The following is a 24793-nucleotide window of genomic DNA, read 5'->3' as shown; positions in this document are numbered from 1 at the left end:
CGTAGGCGAGTCGCGGGCAAACCGGTTTCGCTCGGGGGGGGGGTCTCAGACCTCGGCGAGTCGCTCGGCGACCGACTCCCAGTGACCCCCCTTCCAGAACCAGCGGCCGCAGTCGCGACAGCGCCACGCGGGACGGCGATCGTTTGGCACGTACTCCGGCGGATCCGCGTCGTCCCCGTCGTCCCCGCCCTCCGAGTCGACCCGCTCGACGCGCCCGTTGCAGGCGCCACAGCGGGTCGGCTCGTCGGCGAGTGCGACGGGGTAACCCGCGGCGGCGAGCTCGCGGAGCTGGTCGAGCACGTCGCGCTCGGTGAGGAGGACCGCGTCGGCGGCGCGGGCGGCGAGCTCGCGGTCGCGGGTGATCAGGGTCCGCTCCTCATCCGCGGCCAGCGACAGGAGCCGGTCGTCGTCCTCGATCCCGCGGTCGAGCGCGTAGGCGGCGTCGTAGCCGCACATCCGGAGGTAGGTGGCGAGTTTGCCACACATCACGTCGAGGAGAACGCGAGGGGTCTCCCCGTCGGCGGTCGGTTCGTCGTCGTCGGCCGAACCCTCGGTCGGCATCAGTCGTCGAGGAACTCCCGGATCTCGTCGGGCGACCGCGCGTTGAGCACGTCGGCGGCCTCGGCCCAGCCGCGCCGGGCGGTGTGGGCCCCGTACCGGACGTTGTCGAGCTCGCGGGGCGCGTGCGCGTCGGTATTGACGGCGATCGTCGCGCCCGCGTCGATCGCGGCCCGGACCGCGTCGCCGTCGGCGTCGAGCCGGGCCGGGTTCGCGTTCACCTCGATCGCGGTGCCGGCGGCCGCGGCCGCCTCGACCACGGCCTCCACGTCGGGGGCGAGACCGGGGCGACTGTTGATGATCCGCCCCGTCGGGTGGCCGAGGACGTCGACGTGGGGGTGTTCGACCGCCCGGATCAGCCGCTCCGTGGCGGCGTCGGAGTCCTGCCCCAGCGCGGAGTGCGGCGAGGCGACGACCAGATCGAGGTCGGCGAGGGTGTCGTCGTCGGTGGTGATCGCCCCCTCGGCGTCGATGTTGGCCTCGATCCCGTGGAGGACCTCGACGTCGGCGTCGACGGCGTCACTGGCTTCGTCGACGGCCTCCGCCTGCTCAGCGATCTCGGCCTCGCCGAGCCCGGTGTTCCCGAATATCCCCGGTCCGGCGGCGTGATCGGTGACCGCGTGCACGTCGTAGCTGCGCTCCGCGGCCGCCCCGATCATCTCCGCGATCGAGAAGCTCCCGTCCGACCAGTCGGTGTGGGTGTGGAGGTCGCCGCGGAGGTCGGCGGTCTCGACGAGGTCTGGGAGATCCCCCGCCGCGGCCGCCGCGACCTCGCCGTTGTCCTCTCGGAGTTCGGGCGGGACGGGGTCCATGTCGAGCGCCTCGTAGACGCCGTCCTCGCTCGCGCCCGCGACGCGCTCGCCGACCCGCTGGCCGGCGTCGGGGTCGTCGACGCCGCTCACGTCGAACAGGCCGTACTCGTTGAGCTTCAGGTCGCGGTCGAGCGCGCGGTTGCGCACCGCGACGTTGTGGGCGCGCGAGCCGGTGAAGTACTGGAGCGCCGACCCGAACTCCTCGCCGTCGACGATCCGGAGGTCGACCCGAGTGCCGCTCGCGCGGACGCTCGCCTTCCCGGTGCCGGCCTCGATCGTCGCGTCGGCCTCGGGCCAGTCGGTGAACGCCTCGACGATCGGCTCGCGCTCCCGGCTGGCGACGAGCAGGTCGACGTCGCCGATGGTGTCCTTCCAGCGCCGGATCGAGCCGCAGACCTCGGCCTCGGCGACCGCGTCGAGGTCGGCGAGGTACGACAGGGCGGCGTCCGCGACCGGGCGCGCGTCGCCGAGCCTGGTGCGCTCCCGAGCCTCGCGCGCGAACGGGATGTTGTCGAGGATGTTCTGCTCGGTCGTGGCGCCGAATCCGGAGACCTCGCGGATTTTCTCCCCCTCGGCCGCTTTCTCCAGCTCGTCGAGGGTAGTGACACCGAGCGCCTCGTAAAGGCTCCCGACGGTCTTCGGCCCGACGCCCTCGACCGCTGTCAGCGCCTCGATGTCGGCGGGCAGCTCCTCGCGGAGGTCCTCCAGCTCCGCGATCGATCCGGTCTCGAAGTACTCGACGATCTTCGAGGCGATCGCGTCGCCGACGCGGTCGATCTCGGCGACCGCGTCCTCCCCCTCCCCCGCGAGGTTCTCGATCGGCGCGGTGTGCTCGCGGACGTTCTCCGCGGCGCGGCGGTAGGCGGTCGGCTTGTACTCGACGCCGGTCGCTTCGAGCCGGTCGGCGAACTCCTCTAAGAGGGCGGCGACCTCGTCGTTGCGGCTCATTGGGTGAGGGTTCGGTCGGACGGTACTAATAAGTGAGAGCGATCGTCGCGGCCCTCGGCGTTTCCGCGATCGATGGGCAAGGCACTTGTCCGATCGCGCGGATCCGCCGTTCATGCCCTCCCCGCTCGCCGCCCTCTCCGGGCTCGTCGCCGGTCTCCTCGATCGCTCGCGCGCCGGCTTCCGGCGACTCAAGCCGGGGGGTGGCGGCCTCGCGGTCGGCGTCGTCGTGGTCGTCACCCTCGCGACGACCTTCGGGGTCGTCGCGCTGGGAGCCGCCTTCGACGCGACGATCGACCGCGAGGTGACGGTCGACAATCCGGACCGCCCGCCGGAGTCGACCTGCGAGGCGTTCGGCGATGACGACGGGAACGGCGTCTTGGCCGAGCAGTGCGACCGGCCCGAACGGGTCGACGTGGACGTGGGCGAAGAGCTGCGGAGCGCGGTGGGCGGCTACGTCGGCTACGCGCTGATCGGGGTACCGATCTGGTGGGCGGTCTTCGCGCTCGCGCTCCACGGCGGGGCGCGCCTCGCCGGCGGCGCCGGCTCCGTCGGCGACTCGTTCGGGATCGCGGCGTGGGCGATGGCCGCAGAGCTGGCCCGACTGGTCGCCGGGCTCGCCGCGATCTGGTACGCGCTCGCGACGACGACGGTTGACGGGACCACGCTGGAGGCGATCGCGAACGAGATCGTCGCGGCCATCTCCGCGATGCAGGGGCCGCTTCTCGCCGCCTCCGCGGTCGTGATCGCGGTCCAGTGGGTCGTGGTCGTCGGCGGGCTGGAGGCGTACCACGACCTCGACCGGGGCGTCGCCGGCGCGGTCGCGGGCGTCTTCGCGCTGCTCGGGCTGCTGCTCGCGGCGGCGTGAGGGCCGGTGGCGGAAGGGCCGGCGGCGTGACGGCCCGCGACGACCCGGCTCCGCTGTCGCCTCGTGGGCGTCCGCGGATTCGGGAGTTTTTAACCCGGTCGGCGACCCTCATCCGACATGATCCTGTCGGACGCGGACATCCTCGACCGCCTCGCGGACGGGGACCTGGTGGTCGAGCCGCTCGACGACGTCGACCAGCAGGTCCAGCCCGCGAGCGTCGACCTGCGGCTCGGCGAGCGCTTCCTGGAGTTCCAGCGCACGAACATCCCCTGTATCCACCCGACCGAGGCCGACGAGGTCGGCGACTACGTCACGGAGACGCGGGTGCCCGAGGGCGAGGAGTTCATCCTCCACCCCGGCGACTTCGTGCTCGGGACGACGACCGAGCGCGTCGAGATCCCGCCGGACCTGCTCGCGACCGTGCAGGGGCGGTCGTCGCTCGGGCGGCTCGCGATCGTCATCCACGCCACCGCGGGGATCGTCGATCCGGGATACAAGGGCCAGATCACGCTCGAACTGTCGAACCTCGGCACCGCGCCCGTGGCGCTCACGCCCGGGATGCGCGTCTCGCAGCTCATCTTCACGGAGCTCAAGTCGCCCGCGAACCGCCCGTACGGCGTCGAGCGCGGCTCGAAGTACCAGGACCAGGACGGCCCGCAGGCCTCCCGGATCGGCTCCGACCCGGAGTTCGACGGGGACGGGCACGAGGCGGAGGGGGAGGCCGAGGCGGACGCCGAGAACGCGGAGGGCGATCGATGAGGTTCATCGAAGAGGTCGTCGTCGACGAGTTCCTCCCGACGGTGCGCTCGATGCTGGCGGAGGACCTCCGCGAGCGCGGCTTCACCCAGCGCGAGGTCGCCGACGCGCTCGGCATCTCGCAGTCGGCCGTCTCGAAGTACGCCCACGGCGACGTGGCCCGCCACGACCGGATCGTCGCCGACGAGCGCGTCCGAGAGCTCGTGGAGCGCGTGGGCGAGGGGCTCGCCGCGGGGGAGATGACCCCGGTCGCGGCGCTCGTCGAGATCGAGGTGCTGATCCGCCGGCTGGAGGAGGGGGACCTCCTCGCGGACCTCCACGAGGAGGCGATGCCCGCGCTCGCCGACGCCGAGGTGGAGTTCTCGGTCCACGACCCGGACAGCGGGCTCCGCGAGCGCGAGCGCGTCCTCTCGTCGGTCCGGCGCGGGCTCCGGACCCTGACGAACGCCTCCGGCTTCGCCGGGCTCATCCCGAACGTCGGTGCAAACGTCGCCGAGTGTCTCGACGACGCCCGGACGATCGACGACGTGGCGGCCGTTCCCGGTCGCCTCGTCGACGTGAAGGGGCAGGCGATGGTGCCGGGCGAGCCCGAGTTCGGCGTGAGCGAGCACGTCGCGACGGTCCTGCTCGCCGCGCGCGAGGCGGGCGCGACCGCCCGCGGCGCGGTGAACGTGCGGTACGCGCCCGAGACCGTCGAGGCGCTCGCTACCGACCATCCGACGGCGGAGTTCGACCCCGAGCGCCCGACGAGCGAGGCGGTCGCCGACGCGGTCGCCGACGCCGGTCCGAACGACACGCTCGTCCTCTATCAGACCGGTGCGGTCGGCATCGAGCCGATCGTGTACGTCCTCGCACCGACCGCGTCGGAGGCGGCCGCGATCGTCCGCGCGATCGTGTAGGGAGTCGAAACGGGTCGACGCGTCGGCGAGACGAACGGACCGACGCGTCGGCGAGACGCAACGGGTCGACGCATTTCGCTCCCTTCGCGGTCCGTGGCCGACCTTCATTATCGTGCCCGTCCAACGTCACGTATGACCGGCCCCGACGCGGTCCAGATGGAGGACGACGAGCGCGACGAGTTCCTCGGGCGATCCGGGACGGGAGTTCTCTCCCTGTCGACGGCCGGCGACGACCCCCCGCACTCGGTCCCGGTGTCGTACGGGTACGACCCGGTCGATGAGGTGTTTTATTTCCGGCTCGCCGTCGGGGGAGAGAGCGGAAAGGCGAACCCCACCGACCGCGGAGTCACGTTCGTCACCTACGGCGAACGCGACGGGCGGTGGAAGAGCGTGGCGGCAAGCGGTCGGTTGGTGTCGACGACCGACGAGTCGCTTTCCACGGAGTCGCTCGCCGGGCTCGAACGGACGAAGCAGATACCGATAGTCGACATCTTCGGCGAGCCGACGAGTCAGGTGGAGTTCCAGTTTTACCGGCTCGATCCGGACCGGCTCACCGGCCGCGTCGAACGGTCGATGGGCCCTTGAGTCACCTCCCCTGACCGGTTTCGAGAGGGGCGTGCGAACACCGTTCTGTCGATCGGGCATGACTTCCCGGTGACGCGATCGGTCCGTCTCGATCTCACCCGAAAATCAGCGGGCTTTAGGCCCGTATCCACGACACTTCGATACACACCACATGAGCCACGACGACTTCCCCACCGACGACCCGGCGGTGGTGACCTGTGGACTGCCGTACGCCAACGGCGACCTCCACATCGGCCACCTCCGCACCTACGTCGGCGGCGACGTGTACCGGCGCGCGCTCGAACGACTCGGCCAGGAGACCGCGTTCGTCTCCGGCTCCGACATGCACGGTACGCCCGTCGCGGTCAACGCCGAGCAGGAGGGGGTCTCTCCCGAGCGGTTCGCGCTCGACTGGCACGAGCGGTACGCCGCGACGTTCCCGAAGTTCAACGTCGAGTTCGACAACTACGGCCACACCCACGACGAGACAAACACGGAGGTGACCCAACGGCTGGTGCGCGACCTCGACGAGGGCGGTCACCTCTACGAGAAGGAGATCATGGTCGCGTACGACCCCGTCGACGACCAGTACCTCCCGGACCGGTACGTCGAGGGGACCTGCCCGTACTGCGGCGCGCACGCCCGCGGCGACGAGTGCGACGAGGGGTGCCAGCGCCACCTCGAACCGGGCGAGGTCGAGGACCCCGAGTCGACGATCACGGGCAACCCCGCCGAGTACCGCGAGCGTACCCACAAGTTCTTCGAGGTCTCCGAGTTTTCCGAGTACCTCTCCGACTTCCTCGACCGGCTGGAGGGGACCTCGAACGCCCGGAACCAGCCCCGCGAGTGGATCGAACAGGGGTTACAGGACTGGTGTATCACCCGCGACATGGACTGGGGGATCGACCTGCCCGACGAGAACCCGCAGGACCTCGTGCTGTACGTCTGGGTCGACGCCCCGATCGAGTACATATCCTCGACGAAGCAGTACTCCGAGCGCGTCGGCGCCGACGCGTTCGACTGGGAGGCCGCGTGGAAGGAGGGCGCGAGCGACGCCCACCCCGAGGGCGGCGAGATCGTCCACGTGATCGGTCGCGACATCATCCAGCACCACACGATCTTCTGGCCCGCGATGCTGGAGGCGACGGACCACACCGAGCCGCGCGCCGTGATGGCCAGCGGGTTCGTCACCCTCGGCGGAAAGGGGTTCTCCACGAGCCGCGACCGCGCGGTCTGGGCCGACGAGTACCTCGACGAGGGGTTCCACCCCGACCCGCTGCGCTACTACCTCGCGACCAACGGCGGGTTCCAGCAGGACGTGGACTTCTCGTGGGAGAAGTTCCGCGACCGCGTCAACACCGAGCTGGTGGGCACGGTCGGCAACTTCCTCTACCGCTCGCTCCTCTTCGCCCACCGCAACTACGAGGACGCCCCCATCGCGGACGCGACGAGCGACGAGGTCGCCGAGCGGATCGACGAGGCGATCGCGGTGTTCGAGGCCGCCGTCAACGACTACTCCGTGCGCGCGGTCGGCGACGCCGTCACCGACCTGGCGCGGTTCGGCAACGAGTACATCCAGCGCAGCGAGCCGTGGAAGCTCGTGGACGACGACCCCGAGGAGGCGGCGCAGGTCATCCACGACTGCGTCGCGATCGCGAAGGCGATCGCCGTCCTCTTCGAGCCGATCGCGCCGGAGAAGGCCGAGGACCTCTGGGACCAGCTCGGCGAGGACGGCTCGGTCCACGATGTCACCGTCGAGACGGCCCGCGAGGGGCCCGCCGGCGACCTCGCGGAGCCGACGGAGCTGTTCGCGCAGATCGAAGACGAGCGCGTCGAGGCGCTGAACGAGAAGCTGGAGGCGCGCGTCGCCGAGGCGGCGGACGGCAAGACGGACGACGCCGGGGAGGAGGAAGCCGAAAGCGACGACGGCGAGAGCGACACCACCGACGACGCGACTGACGACACCGACGACGCGACTGACGACACCGACGACATGACCGATATCGAACCCCTCAGCGACGACCGCATCGGTTTCGACGACTTCCAGGAGCTCGACATCCGGATCGGCCGGATCGAGGAGGCCGAAGGCATCGAGGGCGCCGACGACCTCCTGAAGCTCCGCGTCGACCTCGGCGCCGAGACCCGGACGATCGTCGCGGGGCTCAAGCAGCTCCACGACGTCGACGAGCTGCCCGGCACGAAGGTCGTCGTGCTCGCGAACATGGAGAAGGCGGAGCTGTTCGGCGTCCAGTCGAACGGCATGGTGCTCGCGGCCGGCGAGGAGGCCGACCTCCTCACCACCTACGAGGACGCCGGGCCGGGCACGAAGGTGAAGTAGGCGGGACTCCGGAGAAATCGGCCCGCCTCGCCCCGATCAGGCGGGATCGGTCTGGCGGTTCGCCCGCGCGGCGAGCGTCAGGAACGCGATCACGCCGAGAACGAGGATCACGAGCGGGAGCGCCGAGGCGTCCGGGGTCCCGGAATAGACCAAGACCGCCACCGGGGTGACGCTGAGCCCGAAGGCCCCGACCGCGTAGCCGGCTCGGTCCGAGCGATCGGTGAACTCGAAGGCGCTCCCGAGCAGCGCCGCGTCGAACGCGAGGTAGAAGTAGCTCGCGCCGGCGTACATCGTCGCGACCGCCGTCGCGACGAACGGGTCGGGAGCGATGAAGGCGTAGACGCCGGCCGCGACCGAGAGGCCGCAGACCGCGGCCAGCGGGAGGTCCGTCTGCATGGCCTCGGATCGCGGCGTCTACGGGATAAACCCACGCGTCTGACCGCCTGCCTCAGGCGTCGAGCACTTCGATCAGGTTCCCTTCCGGGTCCCTGACGAACAGGATCGTCGTCCCGGTCTCGGTCGTCCGCGGCGGACTCAGCGTCTCCACGTCGTCGTCGAGATCGGCGTAGAACGCCTCCACGTCGTCGACGGAGAGACCGAGGTGCATGGCTCCCTGACGGTTCAGTTCGGGGGTCTCGTCTGAGTCGGCGGCGGGGTCGTACGCGACGAGTTCGACGATCGCGCCGTCGGCGTCGAGATGCGCGAACTCGGCCGACGCGTCCTCGACGGCGACCGCCTCGGCGAAGGCGTCGCCGCCGACAGCGAACTCGGTCAGGCGGTCGAGGCCGAACGTCTCGGTGTAGAAGTCGACGGCGCGATCGAGGTCTTCGACGGTGATTCCGACGTGGTGAGCGGTTGGATCGGACACGGTCCGTGGATCGCCCGTGGGCGAGAAAACGGTGTCGACCCTCGTACGTGAGAGATTGAACAGTGGCTGATGGTGACTTTGCGATGAAGACCTCCAAAGCCCCAGCCGCGACGACTCGCGCGACTCGTTGCGCGCTTCGGTCGCTCACTTCGTTCGCTCCCTGCAGTTCTTACGTCGTCGAGCTTCGTCCTCGCGGCTGCCCCTTTGAGTCCCACCCACCCGCGACCGCACGGCACCTCACGCCTCCCCAGCCTCGTCAGTCGCCCTCCGCGCTGCTTCGGGCGACTGACTCCCTCGCACCGTCGGTTCGCGGCCCTTCGGGCCGCTCACCGGGGCGCGCCACCGCACCGCCGCGTTCATTTATAAATCGCTCTCGCCGGAAACTCGTCGATCGACGACCAGCGGCGACCGAGCAGTCCCGTCCGTTTTTAAGCGTCACCGGGGAACCCACGGGCGATGAGACTCGGCCGGATCAGGGAGTACGACGTGCTCGTCCTCACGGCCCTGATCTGGTTTCTCGGGAAGTTCGTGCGGTACGCGTTCCCGCCGCTGTTCGAGTCCCTGCAGGCGAGCTACGGGGTGAGCAACACGGCTGTCGGCGCGACGTTCTCGGGGTTCATGGCCGTCTACGCCGCCCTCCAGTTCCCGAGCGGGGCGATCGCCGACCGCGTCGGAGCGGTCCGAGTGATCGCGTTGGGCGCGGTCGTGGCCGGCGTCGGCTCCCTCGCGCTGTTGTTCGACACCCCCTTCGCGGTGCTAGCGGGGGCGATGCTCGTGATCGGCGCGGGGACGGGCGCGCACAAGACGGTCGCGGTGCGGCTGCTCTCGCGGGTGTACCCGGTCCGGACCGGGCGCGCCCTCGGCGCCCACGACACCTTCGGCGCGCTCGGCGGGGTGGCCGCGCCCGCGGCGGTCACGCTCGTCGTCGCCGCGCCGCCCGCGCTCGCCGCGCTCCTCTCGCGGCTCCCGGGCGCCCACTGGCGCGGCCTGTTCGTCGTCACCGGCGTCGTCGCGCTGGCGCTGGCGGCGGCCTTCTACCTCCGGGTCCCGGGCCGGCTTCCCACCGACGCGGACCGCGGACCGGATCGGGAAGCGCCCGACCCGAGAGCCCGCGACTACCTCGCGCTGTTCGAGGACCGCCGCCTCGCGGCGTTCGTGTTCGCGACGGTCGCCGCCTCGTTCGCGTACAACGGGGCCGTCGCCTTCCTCCCGCTGTACCTCTCTGAGGCGGCCGGGCTGTCGACCGCGACCGCGAACCTGCTGTACTCCGCGCTGTTCGCGGTCACCTTCGTCCAGCTCGTCTCCGGCGACGTCTCCGACCGGCTCGGCCGCTTCCCCGTGATGGTCGCGGCGCTCGGGCTCGCGGCGGCCGCCCTCGTCGGCGTCGTCGCCTTCGCCGGAACGGGAGGAGAAACGGGGGCGGGACCGATCGTCCTCGGCGCGTTCGTCGTCGCGTTCGGACTCGGGTCTCACGGCTTCCGCCCGGTCCGGGGCGCGTACCTGATCGATGCGCTCCCCGACCGGCTGGCCGGCGGGGGGCTCGGCGTGGTCCGCACCCTACTGATGGCGGCCGGCGCGCTCGCCCCCGCGACCGTGGGCGCCGTCGCGGACGCGTCCGGGTTCCGGCCCGCGTTCGGGCTGCTCGCCGGGGCCCTCGCACTCGCGGCGGTCGTGTCGGCGGGGTTGTGGGCGACCGAGTGAGCGGCGGATCGAGCCCCGGCGGAAGGAGCGGACCCGCCGGCGACCGAAACGACCATTCCCCGCGCGGACGACCTCCGCGTATGCACGTCGTCGTCAACGCGGCCCAGAGCGTCGACGGGAAGCTCGCGACGCGGCGCCGGGAGCAGCTCCGGATCTCGGGGCCGGAGGACTTCGACCGGGTGGACCGTGTCAGGGCGGCCGCGGACGCGGTGCTGGTCGGGGTCGGGACCGTCCTCGCGGACGACCCGCACCTCACGCTCGACGAGGAGGACCGGCGCGTCGAGCGCCTCCGGAACGGTCGCCCCGGCAACCCCGCCCGCGTCGTCGTCGACTCGGCCGGGCGGACGCCGACAGACGCCCGGATCCTCGACGACGCGGCGACGACCTACGTGCTCGTCTCCGGGGGCGCGCCGCCGGAGCGCCGCGAGGCCCTCGAGGGAGCCGGTGCCGAAGTTGTCGTGGTCGGCGCGGACGGCGACGACGCCGGCGAGGGGCACGTCGACCTCGCGGCGGGAATCGACGCGCTGGCGGAGCGGGGCGTCGATCGGCTGATGGTCGAGGGCGGCGGAGAGATCATCTACTCGTGTTTCGAAGTCGGGCTCGTCGACGAGCTTCACGTGTACGTGGGCTCGATGGTGATCGGGGGGCGCGACGCGCCGACGCTCGCCGACGGCGAGGGGTTCACCGAGTCGTTCCCGCGGCTCGATCTGGTCGACACCGAGCGGCTCGACGACGGGATCGTGCTCTCGTACGAGGTCGTCGACCGCGGGTCGTAGGCGGCGAGCGGGGAGCGGCGGGGCGATGCGTAGCGGTCGGTATGTGATCGATAATCACGGATCCGGGCGTAGACGGTCCATGCTACCGTCTTACACCCGAATCACCGAAGTCTTTATATGTCGGCCCGCGGTAGTATCTGTTACCAGAACGCCTCCGGCGCTGGTGGGATCGCACGCTGAAATGAACGGGAGCTCTTGTGTACGGCTCGACGCACGACGGCGAGCGCTCGCCATCCCCGGAGCGGTGATGGAGAGATAAAAAATGGTAACGAAAGAAGAAGTCATCGAACAGTACGATATCGAGGCGATGGACGAGGCGGACAACGTGGACCTTTCTGAGGACGACCTTGAGAACGGGTCGAAGGGTCAGCTCATCAAACGCGCCGGTCAGCTGCGAGACCGACGCAACGAGCTGAACCAGATGGCCTCCGAGCGCGCCTCCAAGCGCGACGACCTCAACGCGAAGACGCGCGAGAAGGTCGACGAGGCCCAGGAACACCGCGAGAAGCGCGACGAGCTCAACGAGCAGGTCCAGGAGCACAAGGACAAGCGCAACGAGCTCAACGCCGAGGCCAACGAGCTGTTCGACGAGGTCGAGGAGCTCAAATCGGACATGGAGCTCGGCTCCGGCAAGTCCATCGAGGAGCTCAAAGAGGAGATCGAGGACCTGGAGTTCCGCCAGCAGACGGAGGTCCTCGACGCCGAGGACGAGCGCGAGCTCATCGAGAAGATCGACGAGAAGCGCGAGAAGCTCGCCGAGAAGAAGGAGAAGGTCGACGACACCAGCGAGCTCGACGACCTCGTCGAGGAGGCCGAGGAGGTCCGTTCCGAGGCGTCCCAGCACCACCAGAAGGTGACGGAGCTCGCGGACAAGGCCCAGGAGCACCACAACCAGATGATCGAGGCCTACCGCGAGGCCGACGACATCCGCGACGAGGCCGACGAGATGCACGAGCTGTTCGTCGAGGCCCAGGAGGCCGCCGACCAGCACCACGAGGACTTCGTGCGCGTCCAGAAGCGCCTGCGCGAGCTCGACAAGGAAGAGGAGGAGGAGCGCAAGGACGAGCGCGCCGAGAAGCGCGAAGAGGAGAAGGAGGAGGCCGAGGAGATCTACCAGAAGTTCAAGGAGGGCGAGACCCTCGACACCGAGGACCTGATGAAGCTCCAGAAGACCGGCCTGCTGTAAGTCTCGGGTAAATAGACGTTTCTGCGGCTCTTTCGCGATGCGCCGAGCGTCGGCTCAGCGCGCGGTCACGCGCGGACACGCTGAGTCCGTGTCGCTGTGAGTCCGTGTCGCTGTGAGTCCGTGTCGCCGACGGATCGCGCCGGTTCCCGTCCGAGCGAAATCGCTTCGAAGCCGATCAGTCGGTGCGGGTCGGTTCCTCGTCGGAGACGAAGCGGTCGTACGCCGACGTGAACTCCGCGTCCGCTTCGGTCGCCTCCTCCCACGCGGTGAGCCCGCGTTCCGCGGCCGTCCCCGCGATCGAGTTGTCGAGGAAAAACGCGACGAGTCCACCGACGGCCATGCCCGTCGACCCGATGACGTAGAGCGTGTTCGCGACGACGTCGGCACCGAGGAGTGGGCCGAGCAGGAAGCTGTCGGCCAGCCCCTGTTGGAGGGCGGTCGCGCTCCCGACGCTCCGCAGGTACTCCGGGACGGCGAGTCCGGAGAAGAGCGCGATTCCGATGATGAAGATGTTACGCGACGAGTCGAGGTCGACGTACTTGAGGTTCGAGAGACCGACACCGACGATCTGGGCGAACATGGCGATGTAGAGACCGCCGATGATCGGGTTCGGGATGGTGGCGACGAGCTGTCCGAAGTAGCCGACGAACCCGACGAGGATCATGAGCGCGGCACCGATCTGGACGACGTACCGTGAGGCCACGCCGGTGAGACCGATCGCTCCGATGTTCTCGGAGTACGAGGTCGACCCGCCGGTTCCCATCACCCCGGAGAAGACGTTCATGAGTCCCTCCATGCCGATCCCGTGATTCATCCGTTCGCTGCTGGGTGCGCCCATGCCGGAGAGGCGGGCGACGGCGTGGTAATCGCCGATGGATTCGACGATCGAGGCGGCGATGCCGGCGAGCATGCCGATGACGAACGCGGGCGTAACGCTCGGGACGCCCCACTGAAGCGGATAAATGAGGTGGACCGGGTCGGCCGCGGCGACGCTCGCCAGGTCGACGTAACCGGGTGCGTCCGCTCCGAAGACGCCGAGGACCGACAGGGCCGCGGCGAGTATCCACGCGACCACGATACCGAGGAGGACCGGAAACAGCTGGAAGACCTTGGACTTCTCCCCGAAGTACTGCGAGAACAGAACGATGGTGACCAGCGTCAGACCGACGAGCCACCAGTTCTGATCGGTCGTCGTGATTTCGGGCGCGTTGAACAGTGACAGGCCGATGAGGACGATGACCGGCACGATGACGACCGGTGAGAGGTGTTTCCGCAACCGTCCGACGAGTCCGAGATAGCCGATCGCGACCTCGGCGAGCGCGGAGACGATGATCGCGCCCTGGAGTTGGAGTAGCGCCGCACGCCAGGCGACGATACCCTCCGGCGGGTTCGCCGTCACGACGCCGATGACCGCGAGCGCGGGCGCGAGCATCGAGAACGGTGCGCCCTGTACGATCGGGTAGCGGTTGCCGAACGTCGTCTGCGCGAGAGTCGCGATCCCCGAGACGACGAAGAACGTGCCGACGAAACGGGGAATGACTTCCTCGGGCATCCCCATCGCGCCGGCGAGGAGGAGGGGCACGGCGATGTTCGCGCCCACCATCGTGAGATAGTGCTGAGCGCCCAGAAGGAGCGACTTCCCGAGCGGCGGTCTGTCATCGATGCCGTACCGAACGAACGAGTCTCCGTCGTCGTTGCCTCCCATCCTTGTGGCGTCCATCGACACAGGGCTACAAAAATTCGGCCTTCGAGACGTGCCAGACGGGGGCTTCGGTCTCGCGATTCGGGACCGAGCCGGCCGAGACGCCGACGGGCGACGAGGTGTCCGCGAGCCGAGCCCTCGGGCGATCGGACCCGCGGCCCGGTCCCCGGCGACGTGCGGGTTCCGTCGCCGACAGTATATATAAACGGACGCACGCCCTACCGGCGGTATGGCAAGCGACGCGCGGTCGACCGGACGGAACCTCCTCGCGGCCGCCGTAGTCGGCGCGACGGCGACGATGGCTGGCAAACGGCTCATCGCCCGACTCACCCGCGGTCGATTCGGCGAGACCGAGGAGTACAACGCGGCGAAGGTGACGGTTTCGGGGACGATCACCCGCGACGCCGGCCGACCGTCCCCGCTCTCGGGACCGGGCGGGGCGACGGCCGACGACGTGGTCGAGCAGATCGAGGCGGCCGACGAGGACGAGGACGTGCAGGCGCTCGTCGTCGAGCTCAACACCCCCGGCGGCGAGGTGCTGCCGAGCGACGATATCCGGCGCGCGGCGGCCGACTTCGACGGTCCCACGCTGGCGTACGCCACCGACACCTGCGCGTCCGGCGGCTACTGGATCGCGAGCGGCTGCGACGAGCTGTGGGCGCGCGACGCGAGCCTCGTCGGCTCGATCGGCGTCGTCGGCTCTCGCCCGAACGCGGCCGGGCTGGCCGACAAGCTCGGCGTCTCTTACGAGCAGTTCACCGCCGGCGAGTACAAGGACGCCGGCGTCCCGCTCCGGGAGATCGAGGAGGACGAACGGGAGTACCTCCAGGGGATCATCGACGGCTACTACGAGCAGTTCGTCGAGACAGTCAGCGAGGGGCGAGACATGGACCCGGAGGCGATCCGGGAGACCGAGGCGCGGGTCTACCTCGGCAGCGACGCCGCCGAGATCGGGCTCGTCGACGAGCTCGGTACCGAGGACGACGTAGAAGACCGGCTCGGAGACCTGATCGACGCGGAGCCCGAGGTCCGCGAGTTCACGCCCGACCGCGGGCTCGCGGAGCGGCTGGGCATCGGGGCCGAGCGCGTCGCGTTCGCCGCCGGAAACGGCGTCGCGAGCGTGTTCGCGAGCGAGGGCGGCGACGTGGACGTCGAACTGCGGTAAGTAGGGCGGACGGGTCGCCGGAGCGCCGCGGCGAGCCGGAAGGGCCGCGCCGATCCCCCGGCGACGGGGAGCTTTTTATCCGGGCGGATCGAGTGTCGAAACGTGACGACGCTGGTCATCTGTATCGACCGATCCGGGGCGATCGGGCGGGCCACCAACGTCCCGATGCCGGTCGCCGGCTGGGAGGCGGTCCGCTCGCTCGTCACGGACGCCGGGCTGAGCGACCCGGAGGACGCCAGCGTCAACTGCCTGCTCGAATCGCTGCGGGTCGCCCGCGACCTCCGCGACGAGCGCGAGGAGGCGGTCGTCGCGGTCGTGTCGGCGGAAAGCGACAGCGCGGTCGGCGCCGACCGCTCGATCGCCGCCCAGCTCGACGACCTCGTCGACCGCTACGAGCCGCGGGCCGCGATCGTCGTCGTCGACTCCGCGGAGGACGAGCAGGTGCTCCCGATCGTCGAATCGCGGATGCCGGTCGACTCCGTCGACCGCGTGGTGGTCCGGCAGGCCCGCGACATCGAGTCGACCTACTACCTGCTGAAGCAGTTCCTCGCCGACGAGCAGCTCCGGTCGACGATCCTCGTCCCGTTCGGCGTGGCGCTGTTGCTGCTGCCGGCGCTGTTCTACTGGTTCACCGCCGCCGAGGCGGTCGCGGGCGTCGCCGGGCTGCTCGGGGCCGCGCTGCTGTACAAGGGCCTCGCGATCGACCGGTTCGTCGCGGGGATGCCGGAGCGGGTCCGCGAGGCGCTGTACGCCGGCCAAGTGTCGATCGTGACCTACGTGGTCGCCGGCGGACTCGCGCTGGTCGGGGGCTTCTTCGGGGTGCTCTCTGCGTCGGAGCTGAGCGAGGCCCCGGCGCTCGTGGGCGCGGTCGAGTTCGTCTACGCCGCGGTTCCGTGGTTCGCGGTCGCCGGCGTGACCGCGGCGGTCGGCCGGCTGCTCGACGAGCTGATCCGCGACGAGGGGATCCGGACGCCGTACCTCAACCTCCCGTTCGTCATCGCCGCGGTCGCCCTGGTCGTCCGCGGGTTCGCCGGCTACTTCCTGGCGCAGGAGGCGATCCTCGACCCGTTCGAGATAGCGGGTGTCGCCGTCACCCCGGTCCAACAGCTCGCGGCGTTCATCGTCGGCGGCATCGTGGTCTCGCTCGTCGGAGTGAAGCTCGCGAGCGACGTGGGCACGGAGACGCTGGAGGACGTGATCGACGCGGACCGGGACACCGACGGGGAGTGAGGCGGGGAGTGTCTCGCTGAGACGACCGCCCTCGTTTCTCGGGTCGCCCAGATCGATCGCGCCCTGTTCCCGCGGTCTCCTCGCGTCGACCGCGCTTCTTTAGTCGGTCGCGGGCGCGTGACTCGCCATGCAGGTTTACGGACTGATCGGGAACCCGGTCGGCCACTCGCTGTCGCCGCCGATGCACGAGGCCGGCTACGGGACGCTCGGGATCGACGCGCGCTACGTGACGTTCGAACCGAACCCCGACGACGCCGCCGCGGCGATCGAGGGGGCCGGCGCGCTCGGGGTCGCCGGGCTCAACGTCACGGTCCCGTTCAAGCGGGACGCGCTGGCGGCGGTCGACCCCGCGCCCCTCGCCGAGCGGATCGGCGCGGTCAACACGGTCGACTTCGGACCGGTCCGCGAGGGCGACGCCGACCGCCCCCGCGGCCACAACACCGACGCGGCGGGCGTGAAACGGGCGTTTTCTCATCACGATGTCGAACTGGACGGCCGAGACGGCGTCGTCGTCGGCGCCGGCGGCGCGGGGCGGGCGGCCGCGTTCGCGCTGGCAGACGCGGGCGCGGCGGTCCACGTCGCGAATCGCACCGCGGAGCGAGCCGTCGAGCTGGCCGAGGCGGTCCCGGGCGCGACGGGCGGCGGGCTCGACGACCTCGGCGACCGCGTCGCCGGCGCCGACGTGCTGGTCAACGCGACCAGCGTGGGGATGGACGACCCCGAGTCGACGCCGGTGCCCGCCGAGCACCTCCACGGCGACCTCGCCGTGCTCGACGCGGTGTACGCGCCGATCGAGACCCGGCTCCTGCGGGAGGCGGCCGACGCGGGCGCGACGACGGTCGACGGGGCGTGGATGCTGCTGTTCCAGGGCGTCGAGGCGTTCGAGATCTGGACCGGCGCCGACGCGCCGGTGGAGGCGATGAACGCGGCGCTGCGGGCGGAACTGGAGTGAGGAGCGAACGGTCGGAGACGGGCGAACCGCGACCGCGTCAGAAAAGCGTCGGGCTCGCGAGCAGGCCGGCGGCGACGACGAGCGCCACGGAGAGCCCGGCGGCGCCGTAGAAGAACGGCTTCGCGTCGCGGGCGGGTTCGCGGAGCTTCCCGGCGTCGACGCCGTCGAGGATCTTCCCGCTGCCGACCTCGACGAGGCCGGTGATCAGGAGCCAGAGGGCGATCATCGCCAACACGAGGTACCCGCGGGCGCTCCCCGTGAGCGACCCGAACGTGTACAGCGTGCCCGCCATGTGGCCGCCGGAGGCGAGGAACGCGACCGCGGCGATTCGGGTGATCCACCGGAGGCGACCGACGATAGAGCCGAGCGCGCCGCCGTCGATCTCGCCGCGGAGCGCGGGCGGAAGCACCGCCAGCGCGACGAACAACACGCCGCCGGTCCACAGCACCGCGAAGGCGACGTGGACCGACCACATGACCGGGTTGAGAGCGTCCATACCTCCCGTACGCGCCGGTGATCCTTATAAACCGGCGGGATCACCCGACGAGACGCGGTCGCCGGGTGACGAGGGGGTCGACGCCGACTGGAAGCGACGAGATGGCCCGGCGACGGCTTTTAAATATCCGACGTTCGTATCTTCCGGCGATGGCCCTACTGCAGAAGATCAAAGAGAAGCTCGGGTTCGGGAGCGGTCGCACCGAGCGCGAGGAGACGGACCCGGAAGTGACCGTCGAGCACGAACCGGAGCCGGAATCGGAGACGGAAACAGAGCCGGAATCGGGAGCCTCGGCCGCGTCCGACGGCGCGTCCGCGGAGGAGGAGTCGGACGACGACGAGGCGGAGGTCGACGAGGCGGAGGTCGACGAGGCGGAGGTCGACGAGGCAGAGGTCGACGAGGCGGAGGTCGACGAGGCAGAGGTCGACGAGCCGGTCGCCACCGAGACGGAGGCGGCGGCCTCGACCGAGTCGCTGGTCGACGAGGAGGAGACCGCCGAGGACCCGTCCGAGGCTGCCGAGCCGGCGGAGGCCGCGGAGGGCGGCGAGGAGGAGGTCGCCGTCGACGACGACGACACGGGATCCCACGTCGAGGATCTCAAGGGCATCGGGCCGGCCTACGCTGAGCGGCTCGCCGAGATCGGGATCGAGACCATCGAGGACCTCGCTGCCGCCGACGCCGAGGCGGTCGCCGAGGGCGCGAGCGTCGGCGAGAAACGGGCCGCGACGTGGATAGACCGCGCCAAGGAGTTCTGACTACGCCGACTGCGACCGTGTCCGAGGTCGACGACCGCAACTGTTTCGTCGGCCCCGCCGAACCGAGAGGCATGCAGCGATCGGTACACACCGACCGTGACCGGTTCCGCGAGGCCGCCGCCGCGGCGCCCGCTGGAGCGCGGGTCCCGGTCGAGCGGCGGGTCGCCGTCGACGCCCCCTTCGCGGCCTACCGGCGCGCCCGCGACGGGCCGGGCGGATTCTTCTACGAGACCACCGGCGGCCAGTCCGGGTGGGGGTACTTCGGCGTCGATCCGGTCGAGCGGCTCACCGTCTCCGGGAGCGCGGTGGTCGCGTCGAAAGGGGGGCACCCCGCCGGAGACTACCGGCGGCCGAGCCCCACCCTCGCGGCGCTGGAGGGGCTGATCGACGGCGAGGCCCTCGCGCGCGGCGACTGCGACGTTCCCTACCCGTGCGGCGCGTTCGGGTGGCTCTCGTACGACGCCGCCCGCGAACTCGAGTCGTTTCCGGAGCCGGCGCCCGCGGGTCCCGGCGCGGTCGACGACCGCGGGCTCCCCCGGCTCCAGGTCGGCGTCTTCGACCGCGTGGCGGCGTGGGAGTGTCCGGTTTCTCGGGACGACGACCCCGGCGACGACCCCGCGGACCCCGTCGACCTCCGCGTGACCGCCTGCCCGCGCGTTCCCGAGGGGCTCGACGATTCGGACGCCGACCGCGACGCCCTCGACGCGCTGTTCGACGAGGGCGCGGCGCGGGCCGGCGACCTGATCGACCGGATCGAGGCGGGCGACCCCGCGGTCGGGCCGGCGCCCGATCCGGACGCGTCGACGGCGACCTTCGAGAGCGACGCGGGGCGCGAGGGGTACGCCGAGGCGGTCCGTCGGGTGAAAGCGTACGTCCGCGACGGCGACACCTTTCAGGCGAACGTCTCGCAGCGGCTGCGCGCCCCGGCCGCGGTCCACCCGGTCGAGGCGTACGACGCGCTTCGGACGGTGAACCCGGCACCGTATTCGGGGTTGATCGAGTTCTCGCGCGAAGACGGCTACGTGGGGGACGACGGAGTGGGAGACGGGGAGGACAGAGGCGGAGCCGGCGGAGGCGGCGACGCCCCCTCCGGCGTCGACCTCGTGAGCGCGAGCCCGGAGCTGCTGTTGGAGCGGGTTCCGGCCGGGGACGCGAGCGCCGGCGAGCGCGGCGGAGACGACTCCGGCGCCCGCCTCGTCACGGAACCCATCGCGGGCACCCGCCCGCGAGGCGAGACGCCCGAGGCCGACGCCGACCTGGAGGCGGAGCTGACCGGGGACGCGAAGGAGCGCGCGGAACACGCCATGCTCGTCGACTTAGAGCGCAACGACATCGGGAAGGTGTCGCGGTTCGGTTCGGTCGACGTGGCGGAGTACCGCCGCGTGGACCGGTATAGCGAGGTGATGCACCTCGTGAGCCTGATCGAGGGCGAGGCGCGGCCGGACGTGGGGCTCGCCGACGCGATCGCGGCGTGTTTCCCCGGCGGGACGATCACGGGCGCACCCAAGCCGCGGACGATGGAGATCATCGACGAACTGGAGGCGACGCGCCGGGGGCCCTACACCGGCTCGATGCTCGCGGCGGGCTTCGACGGGCGGGCGACCCTCAACATCGTCATCCGCACGCTGGTCCGGCGGGCCGCCGAGTACCACCTTCGCGTCGGCGCGGGGATCGTCCACGACTCCGAGCCCGACGCGGAGTACGAGGAGACGCTCGCGAAGGCCCGAGCGCTCGTGACCGCGGTGGACGAGGCGCTCGCGGCGGGCGAGATGGCGGTCGAGGAGGTGGAGCGATGACGAGGCGGGAGTCGGACGCCGGGCGCGGCGGGAGCGAGGACCGCGACGGCTGGCGTCCCGGCGCGGGCGACGCCGACGCGCGGGTGCTCGTCGTCGACAACTACGACTCGTTCGCGTACAACCTCGTCCAGTACGTCGGCGAGGTCGCCGGCGCGGTCGCGGTGCGGCGCAACGACGCGGTCGATCTGGCCGGGATCCGCGACCTCGATCCGGACGGCGTCGTCGTCTCCCCCGGTCCGGGAACCCCCGCGGAGGCCGGGGTCTCGATCGACGCCTTCGAGCTCGATCGCCCCGTGTTCGGCGTCTGCCTCGGCCATCAGGCGCTGTGCGCCAGCGGCGGGAGCCGTGTCGGCCACGCCCCGGAGGTCGTCCACGGGAAGCCGTCGACGATCGCCCACGACGGCGCGGGCGTGTTCGCGGGACTCTCCGCCCGGCTCCGCGTCGGGCGGTACCACTCGCTGTGCGTCGAGCGCGAGGACCTCCCGGACGAACTGGTCGAGACGGCCCGGACCGAGGACGAACGCGAGGTCGTGATGGGCGTGCGCCACCGCGAGAAACCGCATATCGGCGTGCAGTTCCACCCCGAGAGCATCCTGACGCCGCGCGGGAAGGCGATGGTGCGGAACTTCGTGGAGGTGTGCGAGGATGAGTGAGAGACGAGACGGAAGCGGTGCGAGAGACCCGGACGAAGAGCGCCGCTACCACGTCGACGGGGAGCTCGTCCCCGCGAGCGGGGCGACCGTCTCGGTCGAGGACCGCGGGTTCGCCTACGGCGACGCCGCCTTCGAGACCCTGCGCGCGTACGGCGGCGAGGTATTTCGGTGGGACGCACACGCCGCGCGGCTCGCGGACACCTGCGAGACGCTCGGGCTCGATCACGGCCTCACCGACGCGGACCTGAAGGCCCGGATCGACGAGACGCTCGCGGCCAACGACTTCCGGGACGCGTACGTGAAACTCTCGATAAGCCGGGGGGTCCAGCCCGGCACGCTCGACCCGCAGCCCGAGGTCGACCCCACCGTCGTCGTGATCGCGAAGCTGCTCCCCCGCGGCGGCGTCGACTCGGCGCCGGTCCACGACGGTCCGGCCGCGCTCCAGACGACGAAGACCCGCAAGCCCGCGTCGCGGGCGCTCCCGGCCGACGCGAAGACGCACAACTACCTCAACGGGATCTTGGCGCGGCTGGAGCTGCGCGTGACCGGCGCCGACGAGGCGCTGATGCTCGATCCCGACGGGAACGTCGCCGAGGGGGCGACCTCGAACTTCTTCTTCGCCGACGGCACCGCCCTCAAGACGCCCTCGCTCGACGGGCCGATCCTCCCCGGCGTGACGCGGCGCGCCGTGATCGAGATCGCCGAGGCGGAGGGGATCCCGGTCGAGGAGGGGACGTACGCACCGGACGCGGTGCGCGAGGCGGACGAGGTCTTCCTGACGAACTCGACGTGGGAGATCCGACCCGTCGCGACGGTGGACGGGATCGCGGTCGACGGCGACGGCGAGGGCGTCGAGGGACCGCTGACCGCGCTGCTCTCGCGGCTGTTCGATCGACGCGTCGAGGAACGGTACTACGAGGGCGAACGGTTATAACGCGTTTCTGCGCGGGAACTTGGATCAGGTCGGTCGGCGTCTCCGTCTATCTTTCAGATTTCGTCGGCGTCGGTGGAGCAGCGGTGAACACCGCCAAAGCCCCGGCCGCTCGCGGCTGCCCTTTGAGTCCCGCCCCGCACAGCACCGCCGGAAGACGGCCGCCTCGCTGCGCTCAGCGCTGCGACTTCCGTGCTCCCGCTCGCTCCGCTCGCGGGACCACAGCCTCACGCCTCCCCAGCCTCGTCGGTCGCCCTCCGCGTTGCTCCGGGCGACCGACTCCAGCGAGGGACCAGAGGTCCCTCTGGCAGCCGGCGCTACNCCTCCCCAGCCTCGTCGGTCGCCCTCCGCGTTGCTCCGGGCGACCGACTCCAGCGAGGGACCAGAGGTCCCTCTGGCAGCCGGCGCTACGCGACGGCGACCTCGCACGCGCTCCTCGTGGCCTCTCGGCCACTCGGAGGCGCGCGCCACCGCACAGTGTCGGTTTATAAGTACGCTATCGGTCGATCCCGCCCGGGCCGTCGACGACGCTCTCGACGTCGCCGGGCGTGATCACCGCGAGGTCGCCGTCGACGGTGCGCTTCAGGGCGGCGGCCGCGGCGGCCCACTCCAGCGCGTCGCCGATTTCGCCCCCGTCGAGCCGCTTCGCGAGGTAGCCGGCGACGAACGCGTCGCCGGTGCCGATCGCGTCGTGGGTGTCGGCCTCGAAGACGCCCTGTTCGTAGATCTCACCGTCGCGGAGCGCGACCGCGCCCTCCGTGCCGCGGGTGACGACCACGGTCTCGAAGTCGAACGCGGACGCGAGCCCGTGAGCGATCTCGACCGCGTCGCCCTCGCGGTCCAGCACCTCGCGGGCGTCTCGCCGAGGGACGAACAGGGTGTCGACGTGCTCGAAGAGCTCCTCGTAGGCGGCGCGGGCGGTCTCGGGGTCCCAGAGCTTCGCTCGGTAGTTGAGGTCGAACGAGCGCGTCACGCCGGCCTCGCCCGCGGCGCGGAGCAGGGTCGTCGTCGTCTCCGCGGTCCGGTCCGAGAGCGCGGGCGTGATCCCGGTCGTGTGGAAGTAGTCGGCCGACTCCAGCGCCCCGGTCGGGAGCTCCGCGGGCGTGACCGTCGTGATCGCGGCGTCGGCGCGGTCGTAGATGACGTTCGTCCCGCGCGGCTCCCCGCCGTGTTCGAGGTAGTACGTACCCAGCCGGCTCGTCTCGGGGTCGGCCCACGCCACCCCCGTCCGGACGCCGTGGCTCCGGAGCTCGCCGATCACCCGGCGGCCGAGGGGCGAGTCGGGGAGCTTCGAGAACCAGACCGCGTCGGCGCCGAGCCGCGCGGCGCCGACCGCGACGTTGCTCTCCGCGCCGCCCGCCTGCACGTCGAGGGCCTCGGTGGTCTCCAGCCGCTCGCCGCGCGGCGGCGAGAGCCGGAGCATCGTCTCGCCGAACGTCACCAGATCCGTCACGCCGACCACCCCGTCGGTGGGGTCGCTGCGGTCGCCGCAGTCGCTTCGGTGTGCATACCGAAGCGTCGGCGAGGGAGTACAAAAGGACCCGCGATCGGCGGCGGGACGGGCGAGGGAGCGAGGGGCGGGCGATGCGGAACAGGGGGGAACGGGAGGTGGGTTCTCGGACCCCTCAACGGCGCGGTCCCATCGACTACCCTTCCGAGCCGTCGACCGCGTCGTCGAGGGGCGTCGTCGGGAACAGCGCGTCGACGTCCGGACTCGGGTCGACCAGCCGGTAGGCGGTCCCGTCGGACTCGACGACGCCGGCGTCGGCGAGGTGATCGAGGTGTGCGAACGCCTCGCCGGGGCCGTGGAGGACGTGGATCTCCGAGAGGTCGCCGAACAGCGCCGCCGAGACCTCCCACGCGGTCGCGGGGCCCTCGTCTGCGAGCACGTCGAGCACGCGCCGGGTGCGGTGGCGGTGGTGGTCGAGGATGGTCGCGGCCCGCAGGCTCGGCTCGTCGATCCGCTCGCGGTGACCGGGGTGGGCCGCGTCGAAGTCGCGGGCGACGATCCGCGCGAGGCTCTCGGCGTAGGCCGCCAGCGGGCCGTCGACGCGAACGTCCGCACCGCCGACGTTCGGGGTGTATCTCGGGAGGAGGGCGTCCCCCGCGAACAGCTCTTCGCCGGGGGCGGCGCGACCGCGTTCGGCCCCGACCGGCTCGCGGCCGGGGATTTCGCGCGGGTCGAACGCGAACCCCGTGAGCCCGGCGGTGTGGCCCGGCAGGTGGACCGCCTCGAGTTCGACGCCGCCGGCGTCGATCGCGTCGCCGTCGCCGAACGTCGTCACGTCGGCGGGGCGGCCGCTGAGATCGGCGCTCACCGCGTCGAAGAAGGCGGTCAGCCGCTCCCGGTCGGCCTCCGGCATCCCCCACCGGTCGAACGTCTCGCGCTGGAGGTCGCGGTCGGCGAAGAGGGGCGCCTCGCTGCCGTCGACGAGCGGCGCGTCCGCCTCGTGGACGTACACGTCCGCGTCGCTCTCGGCCTGTATCTCGCCGGCCAGCCCCGCGTGGTCGGGGTGCCAGTGGGTGAGGACGACGGCGTCGACGTCGGCGAACGCGACTCCGTGCTCGGCGAGGCCGGCCTCCAGATCCCGGCGTACGTCCGGGAGCGCGACGCCGGTGTCGACGAGCGCGGTCGTCTCGCCGTCGAGCAGGTACACGTCGTTTTCGCCCTCGAAGACGGTGTTGCCGAGCTGGATCCGTTTCACACGAGAGGGTCGTCGGGAGCCCTTTTGAGGGTTGCCACCGCGGAACGACGTTCCGGATCGGGGCGCGAGGTGTCGTCGAGCGACGGGACGGCCGAGGCGGAGCGACCACGCCGATCCGGACTCTTTTCGAGCGCGGA

General features: G+C 71.1%; 23 protein-coding genes. 15 read left to right on the top strand and 8 right to left on the bottom strand.

The features are described from left to right. Positions 1–45: 45 nt before the first annotated feature. Both C471_RS12250 and polX read right to left on the bottom strand, forming a co-directional pair. Positions 46–561, bottom strand: a complete 516-nt coding sequence (locus C471_RS12250; RefSeq protein ID WP_004049485.1) for a Mut7-C RNAse domain-containing protein — start codon at positions 559–561, stop codon at positions 46–48. Further along, positions 561–2318 carry a DNA polymerase/3'-5' exonuclease PolX gene (gene polX, locus C471_RS12245; RefSeq protein WP_004049484.1) on the bottom strand — a complete coding sequence of 586 codons (1758 nt, stop codon included), beginning with the start codon at positions 2316–2318 and terminating at the stop codon, positions 561–563. Before polX ends, C471_RS12250 begins: the two co-directional genes overlap by 1 nt. Positions 2319–2430: 112 nt before the next feature. Between polX and C471_RS12240 the strand changes: the two genes are divergently transcribed. The 5 genes from C471_RS12240 (at position 2431) to metG (ending at position 7740) form a co-directional block, all read left to right on the top strand. Continuing rightward, positions 2431–3183, top strand: coding sequence for a YIP1 family protein (locus C471_RS12240; protein ID WP_004049483.1), 753 nt, complete (start codon positions 2431–2433; stop codon positions 3181–3183). Between the two features lie 117 nt (positions 3184–3300). Continuing rightward, positions 3301–3942: a dCTP deaminase gene (dcd, locus tag C471_RS12235; RefSeq protein ID WP_004049482.1), complete on the top strand. Its 642-nt coding sequence runs from the start codon at positions 3301–3303 to the stop codon at positions 3940–3942. Next, positions 3939–4838 carry a thiamine-phosphate synthase family protein gene (locus tag C471_RS12230; RefSeq protein WP_004049481.1) on the top strand — a complete coding sequence of 300 codons (900 nt, stop codon included), beginning with the start codon at positions 3939–3941 and terminating at the stop codon, positions 4836–4838. The genes dcd and C471_RS12230 overlap by 4 nt, the downstream gene beginning before the upstream one ends. A 132-nt stretch (positions 4839–4970) precedes the next feature. Then, positions 4971–5423 carry a pyridoxamine 5'-phosphate oxidase family protein gene (locus tag C471_RS12225; protein WP_004049480.1) on the top strand — a complete coding sequence of 151 codons (453 nt, stop codon included), beginning with the start codon at positions 4971–4973 and terminating at the stop codon, positions 5421–5423. Positions 5424–5574: 151 nt separating this feature from the next. Then, positions 5575–7740 carry a methionine--tRNA ligase gene (gene metG, locus C471_RS12220; protein WP_004049479.1) on the top strand — a complete coding sequence of 722 codons (2166 nt, stop codon included), beginning with the start codon at positions 5575–5577 and terminating at the stop codon, positions 7738–7740. A 36-nt stretch (positions 7741–7776) separates the two neighbouring features. Here the strand turns inward: metG and C471_RS12215 are convergent, their stop codons facing one another. Continuing rightward, a complete protein-coding gene (locus C471_RS12215; RefSeq protein WP_004049478.1) occupies positions 7777–8136 on the bottom strand; it encodes a hypothetical protein in 360 nt (119 codons plus the stop codon). Between the two features lie 52 nt (positions 8137–8188). Further along, positions 8189–8608 (bottom strand): VOC family protein, encoded by a 420-nt coding sequence (locus C471_RS12210; RefSeq protein ID WP_004049477.1) that lies wholly within the window; start codon positions 8606–8608, stop codon positions 8189–8191. Between the two features lie 456 nt (positions 8609–9064). Here C471_RS12210 and C471_RS12205 point away from each other — a divergent pair, with 456 nt between their 5' ends. The 3 genes from C471_RS12205 (at position 9065) to C471_RS12195 (ending at position 12271) form a co-directional block, all read left to right on the top strand. Then, positions 9065–10309 (top strand): MFS transporter, encoded by a 1245-nt coding sequence (locus C471_RS12205; RefSeq protein WP_004049476.1) that lies wholly within the window; start codon positions 9065–9067, stop codon positions 10307–10309. Positions 10310–10389: 80 nt separating this feature from the next. Further along, positions 10390–11085: a 2,5-diamino-6-(ribosylamino)-4(3H)-pyrimidinone 5'-phosphate reductase gene (locus tag C471_RS12200; protein WP_004049475.1), complete on the top strand. Its 696-nt coding sequence runs from the start codon at positions 10390–10392 to the stop codon at positions 11083–11085. Positions 11086–11347: 262 nt separating this feature from the next. Continuing rightward, on the top strand, positions 11348–12271 hold the full coding sequence (locus tag C471_RS12195) for a coiled-coil protein (protein WP_004049474.1): 924 nt from the start codon (positions 11348–11350) through the stop codon (positions 12269–12271). Positions 12272–12446: 175 nt separating this feature from the next. Here the strand turns inward: C471_RS12195 and C471_RS12190 are convergent, their stop codons facing one another. Next, a complete protein-coding gene (locus tag C471_RS12190; protein ID WP_004049473.1) occupies positions 12447–13976 on the bottom strand; it encodes a uracil-xanthine permease family protein in 1530 nt (509 codons plus the stop codon). Between the two features lie 226 nt (positions 13977–14202). Here C471_RS12190 and sppA point away from each other — a divergent pair, with 226 nt between their 5' ends. From sppA to C471_RS12175, 3 genes are all read left to right on the top strand, one after another. Further along, positions 14203–15138, top strand: coding sequence for a signal peptide peptidase SppA (sppA, locus tag C471_RS12185; RefSeq protein ID WP_004049472.1), 936 nt, complete (start codon positions 14203–14205; stop codon positions 15136–15138). Between the two features lie 102 nt (positions 15139–15240). After that, positions 15241–16368, top strand: coding sequence for a DUF373 family protein (locus tag C471_RS12180; RefSeq protein WP_004049471.1), 1128 nt, complete (start codon positions 15241–15243; stop codon positions 16366–16368). A 127-nt stretch (positions 16369–16495) separates the two neighbouring features. Beyond that, a complete protein-coding gene (locus C471_RS12175) occupies positions 16496–17320 on the top strand; it encodes a shikimate dehydrogenase (RefSeq protein ID WP_004049470.1) in 825 nt (274 codons plus the stop codon). A gap of 37 nt (positions 17321–17357) precedes the next feature. On the opposite strand, the gene C471_RS12170 is transcribed toward C471_RS12175, so the two are convergent. After that, positions 17358–17816: a hypothetical protein gene (locus tag C471_RS12170; RefSeq protein ID WP_004049469.1), complete on the bottom strand. Its 459-nt coding sequence runs from the start codon at positions 17814–17816 to the stop codon at positions 17358–17360. A 149-nt stretch (positions 17817–17965) separates the two neighbouring features. Between C471_RS12170 and C471_RS12165 the strand changes: the two genes are divergently transcribed. From C471_RS12165 to C471_RS12150, 4 genes are all read left to right on the top strand, one after another. Next, entirely contained in the window at positions 17966–18571 is a 606-nt protein-coding gene (locus tag C471_RS12165) for a helix-hairpin-helix domain-containing protein (RefSeq protein ID WP_004049468.1), read from the top strand. Between the two features lie 71 nt (positions 18572–18642). After that, positions 18643–20367, top strand: coding sequence for an anthranilate synthase component I family protein (locus tag C471_RS12160; protein ID WP_049909376.1), 1725 nt, complete (start codon positions 18643–18645; stop codon positions 20365–20367). Further along, positions 20364–21020, top strand: coding sequence for an anthranilate synthase component II (locus C471_RS12155; protein ID WP_004049466.1), 657 nt, complete (start codon positions 20364–20366; stop codon positions 21018–21020). The genes C471_RS12160 and C471_RS12155 overlap by 4 nt, the downstream gene beginning before the upstream one ends. After that, positions 21013–21954: an aminotransferase class IV gene (locus C471_RS12150; protein ID WP_004049465.1), complete on the top strand. Its 942-nt coding sequence runs from the start codon at positions 21013–21015 to the stop codon at positions 21952–21954. Before C471_RS12155 ends, C471_RS12150 begins: the two co-directional genes overlap by 8 nt. A 493-nt stretch (positions 21955–22447) precedes the next feature. Here the strand turns inward: C471_RS12150 and kdgK1 are convergent, their stop codons facing one another. Together kdgK1 and C471_RS12140 are read right to left on the bottom strand one after the other, a co-directional pair. Continuing rightward, entirely contained in the window at positions 22448–23413 is a 966-nt protein-coding gene (gene kdgK1, locus C471_RS12145) for a bifunctional 2-dehydro-3-deoxygluconokinase/2-dehydro-3-deoxygalactonokinase (RefSeq protein WP_004049464.1), read from the bottom strand. Between the two features lie 184 nt (positions 23414–23597). Continuing rightward, positions 23598–24656 carry an MBL fold metallo-hydrolase gene (locus tag C471_RS12140; RefSeq protein WP_004049463.1) on the bottom strand — a complete coding sequence of 353 codons (1059 nt, stop codon included), beginning with the start codon at positions 24654–24656 and terminating at the stop codon, positions 23598–23600. Positions 24657–24793: the final 137 nt, after the last annotated feature.

Origin of the sequence: Halorubrum saccharovorum DSM 1137, assembly GCF_000337915.1 — an archaeon.
In the GTDB taxonomy this organism is placed as follows: Archaea; Halobacteriota; Halobacteria; order Halobacteriales; family Haloferacaceae; genus Halorubrum; species Halorubrum saccharovorum.
The sequence above is the reverse complement of the archived record's forward strand: the minus strand, read 5'-3'. Positions and strand labels throughout refer to the sequence as shown.